This window comes from Flavobacterium sp., assembly GCF_047602195.1.
Taxonomy (GTDB): Bacteria; Bacteroidota; Bacteroidia; order Flavobacteriales; family Flavobacteriaceae; genus Flavobacterium.
In genome coordinates, this window is record NZ_JASGHW010000003.1 from 495584 (window position 1) to 510681 (window position 15098).

Annotated in this window: 21 protein-coding genes and 1 pseudogene; 7 read left to right on the forward strand and 15 right to left on the reverse strand. The window is 46.1% G+C overall.

Features of this window, described 5'->3' with window-relative positions:
• Positions 1-36: 36 nt before the first annotated feature.
• Positions 37-525 carry a GyrI-like domain-containing protein gene (locus QM717_RS05635; RefSeq protein WP_415035677.1) on the reverse strand — a complete coding sequence of 163 codons (489 nt, stop codon included), beginning with the start codon at positions 523-525 and terminating at the stop codon, positions 37-39.
• 102 nt (positions 526-627) lie between these two features.
• Here QM717_RS05635 and QM717_RS05640 point away from each other — a divergent pair, with 102 nt between their 5' ends.
• Genes QM717_RS05640 through QM717_RS05650 form a run of 3 tightly spaced genes read left to right on the forward strand, consistent with a single transcriptional unit; the run spans position 628 to position 1643 of the window.
• Positions 628-1059, forward strand: a complete 432-nt coding sequence (locus QM717_RS05640; protein ID WP_415035679.1) for an SRPBCC family protein — start codon at positions 628-630, stop codon at positions 1057-1059.
• A gap of 2 nt (positions 1060-1061) precedes the next feature.
• Entirely contained in the window at positions 1062-1391 is a 330-nt protein-coding gene (locus QM717_RS05645) for an ArsR/SmtB family transcription factor (RefSeq protein ID WP_415035681.1), read from the forward strand.
• Positions 1392-1436: 45 nt separating this feature from the next.
• Positions 1437-1643, forward strand: coding sequence for a DUF4287 domain-containing protein (locus tag QM717_RS05650; RefSeq protein WP_415035683.1), 207 nt, complete (start codon positions 1437-1439; stop codon positions 1641-1643).
• On the opposite strand, the gene trhA is transcribed toward QM717_RS05650, so the two are convergent.
• The 3 genes from trhA to QM717_RS05665 form a co-directional block, all read right to left on the reverse strand.
• The gene (gene trhA, locus QM717_RS05655) at positions 1640-2275 is read right to left on the reverse strand and encodes a PAQR family membrane homeostasis protein TrhA (RefSeq protein WP_415035685.1); all 636 of its coding nucleotides are present in this window, start codon (positions 2273-2275) and stop codon (positions 1640-1642) included. The two genes, QM717_RS05650 and trhA, sit on opposite strands and share 4 nt — an antisense overlap.
• A gap of 134 nt (positions 2276-2409) precedes the next feature.
• Complete coding sequence (locus QM717_RS05660; protein WP_415035687.1) at positions 2410-2793, reverse strand: nuclear transport factor 2 family protein; 384 nt, start codon at positions 2791-2793, stop codon at positions 2410-2412.
• 84 nt (positions 2794-2877) lie between these two features.
• Positions 2878-3558, reverse strand: a complete 681-nt coding sequence (locus QM717_RS05665) for a hypothetical protein (protein ID WP_415035689.1) — start codon at positions 3556-3558, stop codon at positions 2878-2880.
• A 218-nt stretch (positions 3559-3776) separates the two neighbouring features.
• On the opposite strand from QM717_RS05665, the gene QM717_RS05670 reads away from it, so the two are divergent.
• Positions 3777-3998, forward strand: a complete 222-nt coding sequence (locus tag QM717_RS05670; RefSeq protein WP_415035691.1) for a hypothetical protein — start codon at positions 3777-3779, stop codon at positions 3996-3998.
• A gap of 26 nt (positions 3999-4024) precedes the next feature.
• Here the strand turns inward: QM717_RS05670 and QM717_RS05675 are convergent.
• Positions 4025-5195: pseudogene (locus QM717_RS05675) on the reverse strand (MFS transporter).
• Between QM717_RS05675 and QM717_RS05680 the strand changes: the two are divergent.
• Positions 5137-5286 (forward strand): hypothetical protein, encoded by a 150-nt coding sequence (locus QM717_RS05680; RefSeq protein ID WP_415036030.1) that lies wholly within the window; start codon positions 5137-5139, stop codon positions 5284-5286. The pseudogene QM717_RS05675 and the gene QM717_RS05680 overlap by 59 nt on opposite strands.
• 35 nt (positions 5287-5321) lie before the next feature.
• On the opposite strand, the gene QM717_RS05685 is transcribed toward QM717_RS05680, so the two are convergent.
• A complete protein-coding gene (locus QM717_RS05685) occupies positions 5322-5549 on the reverse strand; it encodes a hypothetical protein (protein WP_415035693.1) in 228 nt (75 codons plus the stop codon).
• Positions 5550-5554: 5 nt separating this feature from the next.
• The gene (locus QM717_RS05690) at positions 5555-6145 is read right to left on the reverse strand and encodes a TetR/AcrR family transcriptional regulator (protein ID WP_415035695.1); all 591 of its coding nucleotides are present in this window, start codon (positions 6143-6145) and stop codon (positions 5555-5557) included.
• 230 nt (positions 6146-6375) lie between these two features.
• On the opposite strand from QM717_RS05690, the gene QM717_RS05695 reads away from it, so the two are divergent.
• Positions 6376-7941 carry a T9SS type A sorting domain-containing protein gene (locus QM717_RS05695; protein WP_415035697.1) on the forward strand — a complete coding sequence of 522 codons (1566 nt, stop codon included), beginning with the start codon at positions 6376-6378 and terminating at the stop codon, positions 7939-7941.
• A gap of 30 nt (positions 7942-7971) precedes the next feature.
• Here QM717_RS05695 and QM717_RS05700 read toward each other — a convergent pair whose 3' ends face one another.
• The 5 genes from QM717_RS05700 to QM717_RS05720 form a co-directional block, all read right to left on the reverse strand.
• A complete protein-coding gene (locus tag QM717_RS05700; RefSeq protein ID WP_415035699.1) occupies positions 7972-8190 on the reverse strand; it encodes a hypothetical protein in 219 nt (72 codons plus the stop codon).
• Between the two features lie 81 nt (positions 8191-8271).
• The gene (locus QM717_RS05705; RefSeq protein ID WP_415035701.1) at positions 8272-8730 is read right to left on the reverse strand and encodes a low affinity iron permease family protein; all 459 of its coding nucleotides are present in this window, start codon (positions 8728-8730) and stop codon (positions 8272-8274) included.
• A gap of 18 nt (positions 8731-8748) precedes the next feature.
• On the reverse strand, positions 8749-9003 hold the full coding sequence (locus tag QM717_RS05710) for a hypothetical protein (protein WP_415036032.1): 255 nt from the start codon (positions 9001-9003) through the stop codon (positions 8749-8751).
• Positions 8975-9349 (reverse strand): SET domain-containing protein, encoded by a 375-nt coding sequence (locus tag QM717_RS05715; protein WP_415035703.1) that lies wholly within the window; start codon positions 9347-9349, stop codon positions 8975-8977. Before QM717_RS05715 ends, QM717_RS05710 begins: the two co-directional genes overlap by 29 nt.
• Positions 9350-9411: 62 nt before the next feature.
• Entirely contained in the window at positions 9412-9987 is a 576-nt protein-coding gene (locus QM717_RS05720) for a DUF1543 domain-containing protein (RefSeq protein ID WP_415035705.1), read from the reverse strand.
• Positions 9988-10087: 100 nt separating this feature from the next.
• On the opposite strand from QM717_RS05720, the gene QM717_RS05725 reads away from it, so the two are divergent.
• A complete protein-coding gene (locus tag QM717_RS05725; protein WP_415035707.1) occupies positions 10088-10615 on the forward strand; it encodes a hypothetical protein in 528 nt (175 codons plus the stop codon).
• A gap of 26 nt (positions 10616-10641) precedes the next feature.
• Here QM717_RS05725 and QM717_RS05730 read toward each other — a convergent pair whose 3' ends face one another.
• The 3 genes from QM717_RS05730 to QM717_RS05740 form a co-directional block, all read right to left on the reverse strand.
• Positions 10642-11517, reverse strand: a complete 876-nt coding sequence (locus QM717_RS05730) for a hypothetical protein (RefSeq protein WP_415035709.1) — start codon at positions 11515-11517, stop codon at positions 10642-10644.
• Positions 11518-11614: 97 nt separating this feature from the next.
• Positions 11615-13972: a glycosyltransferase gene (locus tag QM717_RS05735; protein ID WP_415035711.1), complete on the reverse strand. Its 2358-nt coding sequence runs from the start codon at positions 13970-13972 to the stop codon at positions 11615-11617.
• Between the two features lie 27 nt (positions 13973-13999).
• Complete coding sequence (locus QM717_RS05740; RefSeq protein ID WP_415035713.1) at positions 14000-15007, reverse strand: pesticidal protein Cry7Aa; 1008 nt, start codon at positions 15005-15007, stop codon at positions 14000-14002.
• Positions 15008-15098: the final 91 nt, after the last annotated feature.

Sequence of the window (15098 nt, forward strand, 5' to 3'; positions counted from 1 at the left end):
TTGCCATTTTAAAGTGCTAATGTAGGAAATTCAATGTTATGGCCTGCGCTTGATGGGAACCCAAATTTCCTCCTGCGAGTCCTCGCTGTCGTTGCGGTATTTTTCGCCTAGGATTTCAAAATGGGGCCGCGCATCCAATTCGTATCCGGATTGCGGCAACCAACTTTCAAAAATATAACCGAAGGCAGCGGCGGCATTTTGGGGTGATCCTTGGTAAAGAAAAACCGCGTAATGTCCTTCGGGGATGGTGTGGATTTGCATCCCGTCGGGAACCTGATCGAAATCGGAAACGAACCGACCGGCCCATTTGTCAAATTCGGCCGAAGGATTGAAATTGTTGAAGTCGTATTCGGGTCCGTAAATGCGCATCGAGACCAATTCGTTGGTATTGATGGCCTTGGCGATTTCGTTCCTGCGGGGCATGAATTTTCGCCAAAGTTCTAAGGTACGGTCGTCGGTCAACGACTGTCGTTGGCAGTGCCCGATCAATTTTTGCGAGGGTAAAAAGGCAAATCTCATTTCCATGCCCTAAAGATACCATTTCCGGTTGTTCCAAAAATAACAAGCAAATTATTTGTTTGGTAACTTTTGAGTTATTAATATTGTGTAACTTTTAAGTTACATATAATGAAAAGAGACCTCAAATTGGAATGGGTTCATCCCTACACCGCCGAGCATGTTTGGCATTGCCTGACCACACCCGAATTGATCGAAAAATGGCTCATGCCCAATAATTTTGAACTCAAACTGGGGCACCGTTTTCAATTTCGTTCCAAACCCATGCCCGGTTGGAGCGGAATCGTCGAATGTGAAGTACTCGAAATTGTACCGAATCGGAAACTTTCGTACAGTTGGGTTTCAGGCGACAAGCCGGGTTCGCGCCAAATCGACACGGTGGTGACCTGGACGCTGCAACCCGAAGGCAACAATACGCGGCTCCTGCTCGAGCATACCGGATTCAAAGGATTCAAAGCCTGGATGGTGAGTTATATGATGGGCAGCGGTTGGAAAAGCCAGATTGCGAAAAATTTTGCAGATTTGTTGTCCAAAAATACCTGATCATGGAAAACACAAAACCTGATGTTTTTGCCGCCATTGGCGATCCGACACGGCGCCAGATATTGTTCCTGCTCACGGCCGGTTCGTTGAGCATCAATGCACTGGCCGCCCATTTTCCGGTAAGCCGCCCGGCGATTTCGAAGCACATCAAATCACTCGAGCAGGCCAACCTGGTTTCGATTACAAGCATGGGACGCGAGCGGTTTTGTGCGTTGGATCCGGCCGGATTTGTCGAAGTTCGCGATTGGCTGGCTTTCTACGAGCAATTCTGGACCGATAAAATGGCCCATTTTGCCAAGGTACTCGAAAGTGAAGCACAAAAACCAACCTAAAACGCCGCCGAATTTTCGGATGCAACGTTAAAAAAACAAATCCTCATGAAAAAAGAATACTGGGAAGTAGAAGATGCGCAGGTCATCGACAAAACCGGAAAACCCATCGCCGATTGGATCATGATCCTTGACCAATTCGAAGCCAAGACCAAGAAATCGAATGAGATCGTGGCTTCCCTGCAAGCCAAATACAATGTACCGCGCTATTGGGCACGAACCTTAACGACCCACTACCTCAAAACCAAAGGCTAGGGCACAAGGTACAGAAAGATACTAAAGAAATGGAAAGCGCTGCCTGCCAATACAAATACATGCCAGATGGTATGGTAGTAGGGTTCGTTTTCCTTGACGAAAAAGTAGGTGCCGGCCGTATAGCACAAACCGCCTGCGAGCAGTAGCAACAAAGGTTCGACGGGCATACTTTGCAGAAGCGGCTTGAGCGCGACGACAATGAGCCATCCCATCACGAGGTAAAGGGCCAGCGAGATTTTTTCGTACCTGCGCAAAGGCGATAGTTTGAATATAAAACCCATCACGGCAAAAATCCAAATGAGGCCAAAAATCACCCAACCCCAAACGCCCTTGAGCCCGAGTAATGCCACTGGCGTATAAGTTCCCGCGATTAAAAGGTAAATGCACAGGTGGTCGACGGTCTGGAACAACCGTTTCCAGCGCAGTTTGGTCATGGCGTGGTAAATGGTCGATGCCGAATAGAGCAGTGTGAGGCTCAGTCCAAAAACCACCGAGGCAATCAGTTGCATCGGCGTGCCATTCAAGGCCGAAAACCAAACCAACGTAGCCAAAGCGGCAATCGAAAGCAAAAGCCCTGTCCCGTGTGTGAGCACGTTGAGGAATTCTTCGTGTTTGCGGTTTCTCTTGGCCATGGTTTTGCTTTTCACGCAAAGATAGGCAATCGATGATTTTTTAGGGATGGGATTGGATGCAAAAATAAAGAATTCGCAAATTGTGAAATTTGAAATTCATTCATTTGTCCTGATGTTCCAAAACAGAATCGGTTTTACAACTGGCTGCAGCTCCCTGCAATGATTTTCCAATCGTTGCCCACGGCTTTCCAAACCCTCATGTAACGGTACAAACCTTCGAATGGTTGCCCGTAGAACTCCACACGCAGGTGCACATCGACGACGACAGTGGCAAGATCTTCCTGGATTTTCACCAGCGGCTCCTCGGCATGCGAGGCCAGTACTTTGAGGTTGCCCGAACGGTGCATGTCCAGGTCAGATTTCTTGGTCGTGATTTCGTTATTGGGAGCGATGAATACCAGATCGTCGTGCAACAGCCGGTCCAATGCCGAGACATCGCTGTTTTTTTGCGCTTGGAGTAAACGGTTTTCTGCTTCGTGTATTTGTTCGGTCAGGGAAGGAGTCGTGGAATGGGCCATTGGTGTAGTATTTCCCCGAATGTACAATTTTTTACGCGAACAGTCAACAATTCCCCTATAAAATCCAGGTAAATTTCCGAACCGTTAACGCACCTGATGGATGTAAAAAAAGCAATCCTCACGACTGCCGAGCACGCCAATATTGACCAAGTCGCTGTAAAGATTGAATCGGATCGTATCACCCGAATTGAGCTGTACCAAGGTTTGCGTGGCGCGCAATGGGGTGGTGATGTTGACCGTGGCCACGCCCACATTGGCAAATGCAGCGCGTGCCAAAACGGTAGTGGACGCAGGCGAAGTGATGACTTTGACGATGGCCACCGCGAAATTAGAAGCGATGCTCAGTGAACTGGTCGCCTTAATCTGCACACCGATTTCGTAAATCCCGGCTTGCTTGGCCGTAAAAGTATTGTTGGAAGTATCGAACTCATTGTTGGTGTCAAATTCTTCATAATCAAAAGGGATTTTTTGGGTACCTGAAGAAAGCGTGAGGCTTTTGTCGGTGGAGGTATTGAAGCTTCCCTTTACGAAGGTCTTGAGGTAACTGTTGACAATGGTTTTTGAGCTGACCCGGCGCACATCGCCAATTTTATTGACCACCAAAACCGAATCTTTGGCCGAAGTATCACTCGTGTAGAGATCGGTTTGCCTTACGCGAAGCGTACCATTGACATCTAGTGTAGCCGTTGGGCTGGTTGTTCCGATGCCCACCTGCGCGTACAGGTAAAATGGACATACAAGAAACAAAAGGCTTGTAAGTTTCATTTTTCATTAGATTAGGGATTGTAAAGGTATGAAAATCAAACTTAAGTCTCAATTTGCGAATGTGTTTTAACAAAGTTTACAGGTTAATAGCATATTTTCTTAAAATGTCAATTTTGTAAAAAATTAACGGTTTGTTATAATCGCAAAAACACAATATTAACGTATTTTGCAGTTCCCTAAATCACTCAACATGAAAAGTACAGATAACATCCTACCCGATGATTTTTCTCGTATCGGTATATCTGGATTATCCCCTACCGAAGAGCAGTTGCTCAATATCTACTGGTGTAAAAAAAGAACTGGACGAGTTTCTACCGCAAATCGCCACTTACGCCACACCCAAAGAGCTCACTGCCATCACGCTTTCCCAATTGGCCATCATCGAAAAGCAAATCCTGCATTTGCTCCACAACATAGCCAAAAAGGATTCCGTCGAATAAAAAACCCGGACAGGCCGGGCTTGGTATTAATGATCTGTTGGTTTGTCGGCGACAGGGACCGGATTGGGTTTCTGTTGTACCATTTGGTCCACGCGCCAAATCAGGACAATCGAAAATAGCGTCACCGCTGCAATGATGTAGCCCAATACGGGATAATTTTCCAGCGGACTCGTCTTGGTTTGCTGGTGAACGATGTAACCCGCAGCCACAGCCGCAATGCCACCCGCAATCTGTTGCATCGATGAGGTGATCGCCATATAAGCGCCCCGGTCTTTCATCTCCGGAATGGCCGTGTTAAGCGTGGTCGATGGTACCATGCGGCTCATGATGCCCATGAAAAGAATCATGTTGATGACGATGATCTGCCACATCGGGATCGGTGGAAGGTTGGTATAAATGATGACCATGATGATCGACAGGATCGATCCTGCCGAGAACAAACGGAATTTGTTCACGCGGTCGCTGAGTTTTCCAATCACGGGCATGATGAACAAGACCGAAACCCCGGTACAGAAAAAGATGATCGGCAATTGCTCCTGTGCAATGTGGATGTTGTTGACCAAAAACGCACTTCCGAAAGGTTGCAACATAAACCCGCCCACCGAAAGAATGGCCACGGCGCTAAACCCGATCCGGTAATTTTTGTTGCTCAGCGTATGCCACAAATGCAAAAAGGCGTTCTTGTCCGATTGCAATTCCAAATGTTTGTCGACCGGTTTCACTTTAAATATGACAGCCAACAGAATGACCGCGGCCAGGACGACGATCATCAGGAAGGAAGCGTGCCAGCCCCAAAGATTGGCAAAATACAGCCCAATCGGAATGCCCAAGATCTGGCTTGAGGCAAAGGCCATTTGGATGAATCCCATCACACGGCCGCGTTGGTTGATGGCAAACAGATCGGTCATGATGGCCAGCGAAATCGATCCGATCACCCCGCCGAAGATTCCGGTCACGATACGCGAGGCCAACAACATGGCATAACTGTTCGAAGAACGCACAGCACAAGGTGCCCAGAATAAAACCGGTGTAAAAGAAGATAAGCAATTTCTTGCGGTCGAATTTATCGGCAAAACCCGCAGCCAGAAGCCCTGATATACCGGCGCTGAACGCATAGGCCGAAACGACCATCCCAAAATTGGAAGTCGTCATGTCGAGCGTCTTCATCAGGATATCGCCCAATGGCGAAATGACCATAAAGTCGAGGATGATGGTGAATTGGAGCAAAGCCAAAATGGCGATGATGAATTTTTGGTACGGGGTGAAAGCCATGCTTTCTGTGGATTGATTGTCCATTTTGATGATGATTTATAAAGATTGATGTTAGTCCAATTCGCAGCAGTCAAAGCCGTGCTGGCCGACCAAGGCGTTGATTTCATTGGCGGTAAGGGTCGGGGAGACGATGCGCAGGACACAATCGCTGTCCTCGGCATCGATACTCCAGTGCAATATGTCGGGATGATTGTCAAAAGTTTCATGCAGGGCTGAATTTTTCTGAACCGGTCCGATGTTGGTCCGGAAAATCAGGATGTGGTCAAAATTGTTTTCCATGTGATTTATGGTTTTAATGCTTTGATGACCAAGTCAAACGCCTGTCGCTTGATGTCATCGGTTAATGTAAAAGGCATTCCCGCCATATTTTTCCCTTCGCGGTGGAAACGCATCAAATTGTACAGCGGTCCGTAGGCAATGCTCCAGAACACATCGACCGGGAGCGGGATAAGCTGGTTGTTCTTGATCGCGTTGGCAAAAAAATCGGTCATCTTTTGCTTGAATCCAATCAGCAATTCCTGTTGGATGACCTCGCTGTGCGGCGAGTGCCGGATGATTTCAAAAAAGGCGACTTCCTTGGGGAACTGCAGTGCAAAAGCCGAACGGTTTTCCCATTGTTTCCACAAACCGGTCTCGAAATCCATATCGGATGAAAAATCCTTCATGGTGGTTTGTAGGAAATTGCGCCCCACTTCAATCCCGATTTTCTGGATCAGGTCGTCCTTGTGGCTGTAATAAATATACAGCGTGGCCACCGATATGCCGCAAGCCTTGGCCAATTTGTTCATGCTAAAGCCTTGAAAGCCATCCTGTACAATTTGCTCGATGGCTTTTTCAATCACCAGTTTTTCTTTCTGTTCGTCTCTTGTGCGCATGAAAATTTATTTGGGCAAAGATAATGCAATAAGTGAATGTTCGTTTATTTATATGGAATTTATTTTCCAATTCAGATGGCGTTTGTGCTTTTGGTCTGAAAACCAAGGTGTTTGTCGGATTTTGTAGGCGCTTACTTTCGATTTGTCTACATTTAAGTAAGATCAAAACCACAATCCGATGCTTCGGAACTGATGCGAATGAAAACGAGTACAACCAAAAATGAAAGCTTATGACAAAAATTACTTTACTCACAGCGCTGCTGTTTTCACTGACTGCCTCGGCGCAAATTACCTATGATTCTTCAGATTATGCGGTGGCGGGCGAGGCCATTACGATCAGCAAGGCACCGATCGGCCTGTTCAATTTTGCCGTGACGGGCGAGAACCATGCGTGGGATTACAGCGGACTTTCCGCCGAATCCCAAACCACTTTTTCCTACGGCAACCCCAACGATTCGGGCTACAAACTGGCCTGGTGCTTTTCGCACGGCTACCTGTTCAACTGCAACAGCCAGTTCAACAACAATTTCAACCTGTCGCTTCCGGTTTCCGACGGATTAGAAGTGCAGGATTACGGCATTACGAACATGATCGAGCATTCGAAGCTCAGCGCGGGCGCACTCGAATCCAAGATGGTCGGTATGAACATCGGTTTTGGCGCGTTGGCTTTGCCGATGGCCGTCGATTATGAGTCGCCCGATGTCATTTACCAGTTCCCGATGAACTATGGCGACACGCATACGTCGAATGCGGCCTTCAACGTCGATTTCAATCTGGGCGGCCTCGGTTTCGATGTCGTTTACGGTGCCGAAATCACGCGGACCAATACCGTGCAGGGTTGGGGTTCATTGGTCACGCCGTTCATGACGTTTCCCAATGTGCTCAAGATGAAGACGGTGGTGCAGCGCGTGGACCACATCACGATCGGTGGCATCGAAATCCCGATCCCTTCGACTACGGTTTCGTACAAATGGTTCGACAAAAATTACGGACAGCCGGTTTTGCAGGCCGATGGGGCAGAATTTTTCAATATTTTTATCCCGACATCGGTGACCTACATCGACGGACAGCAATGTTTGTCGCCTTCGGCCCAGTTCAACCTCATTCCGTTTGGCACCGATTACGATCCCGAAACCCAATCGGCCACGGTGGGTTTTGCGAACCTGAGTACGAATTTCGATACCGTTTCTTGGGATTTTGGCGATGGCGGGACGTCTACCGAGATCAATCCGTCCCATGAATTCGTTTGCCCGGGCATGCATGAGGTCACGCTCACGATCAGCAACAATTTCTGCCAACCGGCCCAGTCGGGCAGCCTCACAATCCCAATCGAAATCACCGATTCACAGAATGCTTTCACGACCAACGTAACTGTTGCTGAATCTATTTTGACCGCCGACCGGAATTTGGTCGGAACAACTTATCAATGGATCGACTGCGACACCAATTTGCCGATCGAGGGCCAAACCGCACAGAGTTTTACGGCGGTGAGTTCCGGAAATTATTCGTGCCTGCTTACGACCAATGGTTGCGAAAGCACCACCGATTGCATGGCGGTTGAGGTGTTGCAAACCAATCCGTTTGGTCTTGGCCGCTCTTTGGCCTTGTATCCGAACCCGACTTCAGGAAAGCTCGAATTGAGCCGCAATGTTTCCATCAGCAAAGTGGAAATTTACAATGCCTTGGGCATGCTCGTGTCCAATCAATTGGATTTGACGGATCATTCCGCTGGCGTTTACATGGTCAGGATAACCACCGGGGAAGGAATTTTGACGAAAAAGATCGTAAAAGAATAAATAAAAAAGCCTTCCATCCGGAAGGCTTTTTTATTGTGCTTGAACGGGGGTTCCGCCATTGGACATCGTCGCGGTCGTGTCGGCCGGTGTGACGGGTTCCGCCTGGGTTGTATCGAGTGGAATTTCTTCGGTGGTGGTTTCTACTGTGGTTTCTTCAACCGTGGTTTCTTTGTCTTTGCAAGAAACGAAAGTGGCAGCGGCAAAACCGACAGCCAGACACAGGCTTGCGGATACAATTGCTTTTTTCATGATGCGTCGTGTTTGAATTAATGTTTCAAATGTATCGCGAAATGCTGCGAACCCATTACAGGATTTTGGGAATATCTTGCATCAATCTAAGTATTTTTTCTTTTTGAGTTCGTGCAGTTCCTCGGCTTCCTCGATCGTATGTGAACACTGCAGCGTATCGTCTTTTTCGGCGAGCTTGCTCAAGTGACGGTAGTATTTCTTGATGGTCTCCATTTCCTGCTCGGTGATGTCCTCGATATCGATCAGCCGGTTGCTCGCGAATTCATGCGAGGCGACCAGTTCGTTGAGCTTGAGTTGTATGGCCAACGAATCCTTGTTCTGCGCTTTCTGGATCAGGAACACCATCAGGAAAGTGATGACCGTGGTGCCGGTATTGATGACTAGTTGCCAGGTTTCCGAAAAATTGAAAATCGGACCGGTACAGGCCCAAAGGATGACTGCGGCCGCGGCCAATGAAAATGCCGTCGTGCTTCCGCTGGCTTTTGCGGCATGTGTGGCGAATGTTTCGAAAGCGTTTTTGTTCTTTTTTGAATTTTTCATCTGATTTGGATTTTAGGGTTACACCGTTTTCATCGGATAGTAATGGCAATTGAGCAACGAGACCATTTGGGAGGGATCGGTTTTGAGTTTTTCAAAGGCTTCCCAGGTTTTTTGCGGAACAAACTTTAGCAAAGGCTGATCGGTGGTGCCAAAAATAGCCGGTAGCGTTTGACGGACCAGTTCATCCCATTGCACATGATAGGTCAGGATGTCATCGGGGTAAACAATTTTACGTTCCACACCTTCATCCAACGCTTCGAAAAGGCGCCTCAAGGTTGAGGTAACCGTAATCGTCGGTCAGTTGTTCGCCGGGTTGGATGTCGCGGATGGCAATCTCAAAATCGTAAGCGGTCGAAAAACAACTCGGAACAAAACTGTGGTTGACGTATTTGGCATAATCCCAGCACAAAACTTTTTCGCCGCGGTTGTTGGTAAAACAATAGGTTTCGAGGTAGTCGCGCATGAGCGGGGAGAGTTGCTGGACTTCTTCTGGAGTATATACGCGGTCGAGTTCGTCCTGGACCCAGGTGATGGTTCCTTTCGGAATCAATTTGGTCGCAACGACGCCATAGCCTACTTGTTCGCTGATGAATCTAATTTCGGTATCGGGATGGATCATGTGTTATTTTTTTTCAAAGCTAAAATTAGAAAATGAAGAACAACTGAATTTACAGGATTTTTCTAAAGCGTTACAGTTTTGAGTAATTTTTCGATTTTGACATAACCGATGTGCAGCCTGTCTTCGGGCTGATTTGCGTTCGGTACAATGCGCAGCGCATAATTCTGTTTGAGATCGGCCGCAAGGATGTCATTCACTTTATGGATGTCATCCACATCGATGCCATATTTGTCATCGACATGCGACTCGGCACCCTTGAAGCCGAAATGTTTGTAAAAGGTAGTGGCTTTCGATTGCTTGACCGCCTCGGCCATGTTATCGGCCACGGCCAAAATTTTATAATGGAATTCCTCCAGTTCGTTTTCCTTGTAACCGCCGAGATTGATGAAGAACAATTGTGGTTGTTCCGTTTTTTCATTTTTCGCGACCACTGCAATCGAATAGCCATTGACCGAAGTCACCTCGCGCCACGAATCGATGTGGATTTTGCCTTCGGCTTCGGGCCAGAACGTCTGCATCTGCGGAACAAGCGCTGCCAGTGAATGCCCGATCCCGAAAAAGACGTCGTGCTGTTCGGTCAATCGGCCTTTGGGCGTGGCGCCTAAAATAACCATGAATAATTTGGGATTGTCTTGCATAGGGCGGTTTGGGCGATTATAATTACTAAAATTAGCTTAAAAAATTTTTTTGGCTGAATTTTTGGGAATACTTTTATGAACAACTTAAAACATAAAAACCATGAAAAAGATATTTTTACTTCTGGCCGTAGTGGCAATGACGTTCTTGCAAGGCTGCGAAGGCGATCCGGGGCCACAGGGTCCGGTTGGGCAAACAGGTTATAGTGCTGAAAGCCAAGTGATGGAAATTACAAATGTAAATTTTACCGCACCGAGTTATGGAATTATTTTCAATTACGGATTCCAAACTTTAAATTCCGATCATGCACTTGTATATCGATTGTCAGCCATTGATGGCGGAAATGATGTTTGGCAACTGATTCCGCAGTATTATTTTTATAATGACGGGACGATGAATTTTGGTTACAATTATGATTCTACGATAAATGATACAAGTATCTACCTCGAGGGACAGGATTTGGGAACTATTACAGATCAATATCGTTTGAATCAAATTTTCAGGATTGTGATTGTACCAGGTCAGTTTACTAATAAATCTGCAATGAGTACGAAGTATGAAGATGTAGTTGAAATGCTCAATATTAAAGAATCTGACTTTAAGAAAGCGAGTCGAAAATATCAGAATTAAAAAAGGGAACCATTTGGTTCCCTTTTTTATCGTGGCCCTCCTGTACCTCCTCCTCTAGGTGGAGGAGGTACATTAAATGAAGGGTCAAATGGTTTAGCTATCACTGTTATTAAAGGTAATTTCATCGAATAGTCGTTCAAGGGAATTAATGCCCCGGGTCCAGGGGTTAGGTTCATGTATGGCTCTAACCATAACAATAATGCGCTTTTTGTTGTTGTTGGGGAAAAATTATAAACAAATGTCCTGGTAATTAAAGCGTGACTATCAAGGCTTATAGATTTGTTGTAGATATAACCATTTTCAGTAACCCAAGTACCTATTCTTCCATCACCTAAGCATGGATTATTTCCAGGGATAGTAGCGTCATCTTTTAAGCAGACATTAAGTGTAGGATATCCATTACTGTATACATTGTCTATATTTTTTCTATTATCAAAGAAAAAAGTTTCTACTCTAATTTCATATGTCAGGTAAGCCTGAAAAGGGTATTCAATTGATATTGCACTTTCATATGGTGCGTTATCATTGATAAATTGTCCTATTCTTGGGGAATAAGTTACTTTACTTTTATTTCGAGCCCTTAGAACTAATGAATTATAAGATGCATTATGGCCAGGTTGCCCATATCCTCGTACTATAAAGCCTTGTTCTTGAATTTGTGGAATTGGGCCATAACAGTTTGTTGGGCAACCACCATTTGTTTCAGTAATTCCATAATCAAAATGAATATTAATAGGAAAGGAAGTAGCAGACATTTTTGCAGTACTTTCATTTTCTGTCTTTTTTTTAATGATTGTTGTAATTACATTATTAGAGGTCTGAAAATTGGTCTCATCATTTTCACAGCTGATTATTATAAAAGCAGAAATGAGAAATAAAATTGTTTTTGTCATTTTTTTCATATAAAATAATTTAAGTCTACACGAATTTACGCACATGAATTAGATTATTTTACGCATAAAATGTTAAGAAAAGGGAGCCAATCGGTTCCCTTTTTTATTACGCCATCTTGAATGTTTTCGATTTCTTGCGGTGGTAACTGTCGGTCTCGTTGCCGAAATATTTGTAGCTCATCATGCGCGCCATCAAATAACTGATCGTCGATTCGGCGCCCTGGTTGAGGTTGACGTTGTTTTCCTCGAGCCCATCGAAACAGCCGCCCGTACACGGATTGTAAATAATCTGCTGCAGATGGTTGTTGCCCAGGAACCAGTTGAACGCGACTTCCATCTTGTCCAAATATTTCTTCTCCTTGAAAATATCGTGGAATTTGCGCAGCGTAATCACTGTATACGCTACATCAATGGGTTGTTCACCGTATTTTTCGCACAACTGTCCTTTCAAATGCCAACTCTTGTTTGAGATGACCTTGATGCAATCCTGCTCGAATGTTTTCGAAAGCAGGAAGTCGAATGAACCTTTGGCGATGTTTTTATAAACGTCATCATCGGTAATGGTGTATGCGCACAGCAAGGCTTCGGGCAGCACGCTGTTGGCATAGGTCAAATAGCTTTCGAACCACAGCCAGTCCTCGGATGCCTCGTGCAGGTACATCTGTACCAATCGGTTGGCGAGCAAACGCGTGAGCAATGGCGTGTCTTCGTTTTCGACCGAGCGGTTGTAATAATACAGTCCTTTGATGATAAAGGCCATGGCGCGTGGCGAATGGATGTGGTGCGCACAAAGAATTGCGCGTTCAAAAATCGCTTCGGCCTGGGCAGTCATGCGGTAAGGCAAAATAGGCGAAAGCGAAATCAGGTAACCCAAGGCCCAAATCGCGCGTCCGGTGGAATCGTGCAGATTGACCTCGTTGTTCTGCGCGGTAAAATTGTTGTTGTAATCGACATAATTCATGAACAAATCATCGGGGCGCTCGCAATATTCAATGAAATTGAGGTAAATGCCGATGTATTTCAAATCGGATTCGTCGCGCGTCATTTTATAATGTTGGCACATCGCAATCAGTGCGCGCGCATTGTCGTCGATCGTGTACCCTGAATTGATGTCGGGTTGGTTCAGGATCGAGAATTGCAAAATCCCAAAATCGGTCGTCATTTTCTTGAGGTGGTCGAGGTTGATGTCGGGATTTCTATAGTGCAACTCGATTTTTTCGTGGGCGATTTTCTGTAGGAATTTGGCATGTGCGACCGCCGAATTTTCCCAAGAGGTTCCGGTAATTTTATGCAATCCGTTCAGGACGATGTTGTGGCGCAACTTGACATCGAACAACAATTGGTTGACTGCTTCGGCCAATTGCTGCGAATTCCCAAAATCGAACAACAGGCCCGAATCGTCCGACAACACTTCCTTTGCATGCGGAATCGGCGTGGAAACCACCGGGCAACCGCAACTCATCGCATACGAAAATGTACCGCTGACGGCTTGGTTCGGGTCTTTGGAAGTGAACAGGTAGATGTCGGTGAGCTGCAGGTATTCGAGCAATTCATCGAGCGGCAAATATTTGTTGACAAAACGCACATGGTTTTGTAAATCAAGGTCGATTATTTTCTGCTGCAACGATTCGCGGTATTTTTCGCCTTCGTGCAAAACAACGGTCGGATGTGTTTTCCCAATGATCAAAAAAGTCACATCAGGCGAAGTCTTGATGATATTGGGCAAGGCATCTAATGTGGTTTCGATGCTTTTACCCGAACTCAGCAATCCAAAAGTAGACAACACTTTTCGGCCTTTGAGCCCGTATTTTTCCTTGAGCATTTTTTTGTCGAGGTACGGCACCAAATGCGTTCCGTGCGGAATCACGGCAATCATTTCGAGTTGGGCCACCACATAATCGCGTTGCAGAATTTCGGCCGCGCTGTGTGTCATCACGATGATGCCATTGGAATGGTCGATCAGGTGTTGTACTTTCTGTTGGAACACTGGATCGGGATTGGGCAAAACCGTATGGAAAACAAAGACGATTGGTTTTTTGACCAAGGTCAGGAAGCGCTGGAAATCGGTTTCGGTTTCGGCAAACAAACCAAATTCATGCTGCAGCAATACGATTTTGATCGCTGGATTTTCATTGATATTATGTGCCAATGCTTCGTACGATTCAGGCAGGGAAGTGTTGAGGGTGTAAGGAACGTTCACATCCTCATAATCGTGCATGTCGTTGTTGCTCACCACCGCACAGACTTTGATCTTGAACGAATACACGAATTGGTGTTGCAGCGCCTTGATCAAATCGTCCGAATAAGTCGCAATGCCGCATTGTCTGGGCGGATAGGTGGAAATGAATAAAATTTCGGGCAATACATTTCCATCGACCTGAACTTTATTCCCCAAGACGATATTTTGTGGAAGCAAAGGCAAAAAGCCTGGAATCCGGTTCTTTTTTACGGCATCATTTTTCATGTTCTTTTAGGGTGTTGCATAGTTGGATTAGACAATTTTATGGTGCAGCAATTCCTGGAGCAGTTCGCTCATTTTCATCGAAGCTACCGCGATGCGCTCATCGGCGGCACCATAGTAAACATATAAGGTATCTTCAATGACGACGGCGCCCGAAGGGAAACACACATTGTTTACATAACCTTTGAGTTCCCAATCTTCTTCGGGGAAAAACAAAGGGTAAGGCAAACGCCCGATTTCCTTGGCCGGGTTTTCCAGATCGAGCAAAGAGGCGCAGGCTGTGTACATATAGCCCGAAACCACATCGTGTACACCATGGTAAATGAGCAGCCAGCCGTGTTCGGTTTCGATCGGTGGGCAACCATTGCCGATGTAACTGAGTTCGTGTTCGTATTTCGGATCGAGCACGATGTAATCCTCAAGATTCTGCAAATAATCTTCCCAATAGGCCGGATTCAAATCCTTGAGGCTGTCCACCGAGGCCATCTGAATGCCGGGCTTGATGCGGTGCAGAAAAAACAATTGGCCGTAAATGCGACGCGGGAAGAAAATCAAATTCTTGTCCCACACATAATTGTTGCCCATGTTGAGCCGGAAGTACTTGAGGTTGATGTTGCCGCTGAAATGCAGCCATTCACGAAACTGGTCGCCTTCGACCTGCGGGACCAAAATCCCTTGTTTCTCGAAATGTTTGCGGTCCTTCGAAGTGGCCACGGCACCAAACGCATTGATGCCGTCATAGGCACAATACGACATGTAATACGTATCATCGATTTTGACGATGCGCGGATCTTCCACACCGTGGTTTTCGTAAAAGTATTCGGGCGATACGACAGGATGGTCGTAACGTTCGACCACCGTCAGTGGATCGCTGAGCCGGCAATACCCGATAGTCGATCGGTTTCCTTTGGCGACCGCGCGGTAAAACATATGAATTTCGCCGTCTTCCATAATCACGGCCGGGTTCAACACGCCCTCGATTTCGAAATCCATGTCCCGTTTTTCGAGAATGATTCCGTGTTTTTCTACAGCTACCATATTGCTTGATTTGATGTTTTGTAAAATTCTTCAAAACATTACAAATCGGTTTACACGATATTGGTAAAAGTTTACAGGATTGGCTGTTAAA

Bases quoted from the DNA above. Each gene is read 5' to 3' on its own strand.
- QM717_RS05635 (WP_415035677.1), bottom strand. From the start codon at position 525: ATGGAAATGAGATTTGCCTTTTTACCCTCGCAAAAATTGATCGGGCAC.
- QM717_RS05640 (WP_415035679.1), top strand. From the start codon at position 628: ATGAAAAGAGACCTCAAATTGGAATGGGTTCATCCCTACACCGCCGAG.
- QM717_RS05645 (WP_415035681.1), top strand. From the start codon at position 1,062: ATGGAAAACACAAAACCTGATGTTTTTGCCGCCATTGGCGATCCGACA.
- QM717_RS05650 (WP_415035683.1), top strand. From the start codon at position 1,437: ATGAAAAAAGAATACTGGGAAGTAGAAGATGCGCAGGTCATCGACAAA.
- trhA (WP_415035685.1), bottom strand. From the start codon at position 2,275: ATGGCCAAGAGAAACCGCAAACACGAAGAATTCCTCAACGTGCTCACA.
- QM717_RS05660 (WP_415035687.1), bottom strand. From the start codon at position 2,793: ATGGCCCATTCCACGACTCCTTCCCTGACCGAACAAATACACGAAGCA.
- QM717_RS05665 (WP_415035689.1), bottom strand. From the start codon at position 3,558: ATGAAACTTACAAGCCTTTTGTTTCTTGTATGTCCATTTTACCTGTAC.
- QM717_RS05670 (WP_415035691.1), top strand. From the start codon at position 3,777: ATGATTTTTCTCGTATCGGTATATCTGGATTATCCCCTACCGAAGAGC.
- QM717_RS05685 (WP_415035693.1), bottom strand. From the start codon at position 5,549: ATGGAAAACAATTTTGACCACATCCTGATTTTCCGGACCAACATCGGA.
- QM717_RS05690 (WP_415035695.1), bottom strand. From the start codon at position 6,145: ATGCGCACAAGAGACGAACAGAAAGAAAAACTGGTGATTGAAAAAGCC.
- QM717_RS05695 (WP_415035697.1), top strand. From the start codon at position 6,376: ATGACAAAAATTACTTTACTCACAGCGCTGCTGTTTTCACTGACTGCC.
- QM717_RS05700 (WP_415035699.1), bottom strand. From the start codon at position 8,190: ATGAAAAAAGCAATTGTATCCGCAAGCCTGTGTCTGGCTGTCGGTTTT.
- QM717_RS05705 (WP_415035701.1), bottom strand. From the start codon at position 8,730: ATGAAAAATTCAAAAAAGAACAAAAACGCTTTCGAAACATTCGCCACA.
- QM717_RS05715 (WP_415035703.1), bottom strand. From the start codon at position 9,349: ATGATCCATCCCGATACCGAAATTAGATTCATCAGCGAACAAGTAGGC.
- QM717_RS05720 (WP_415035705.1), bottom strand. From the start codon at position 9,987: ATGCAAGACAATCCCAAATTATTCATGGTTATTTTAGGCGCCACGCCC.
- QM717_RS05725 (WP_415035707.1), top strand. From the start codon at position 10,088: ATGAAAAAGATATTTTTACTTCTGGCCGTAGTGGCAATGACGTTCTTG.
- QM717_RS05730 (WP_415035709.1), bottom strand. From the start codon at position 11,517: ATGAAAAAAATGACAAAAACAATTTTATTTCTCATTTCTGCTTTTATA.
- QM717_RS05735 (WP_415035711.1), bottom strand. From the start codon at position 13,972: ATGAAAAATGATGCCGTAAAAAAGAACCGGATTCCAGGCTTTTTGCCT.
- QM717_RS05740 (WP_415035713.1), bottom strand. From the start codon at position 15,007: ATGGTAGCTGTAGAAAAACACGGAATCATTCTCGAAAAACGGGACATG.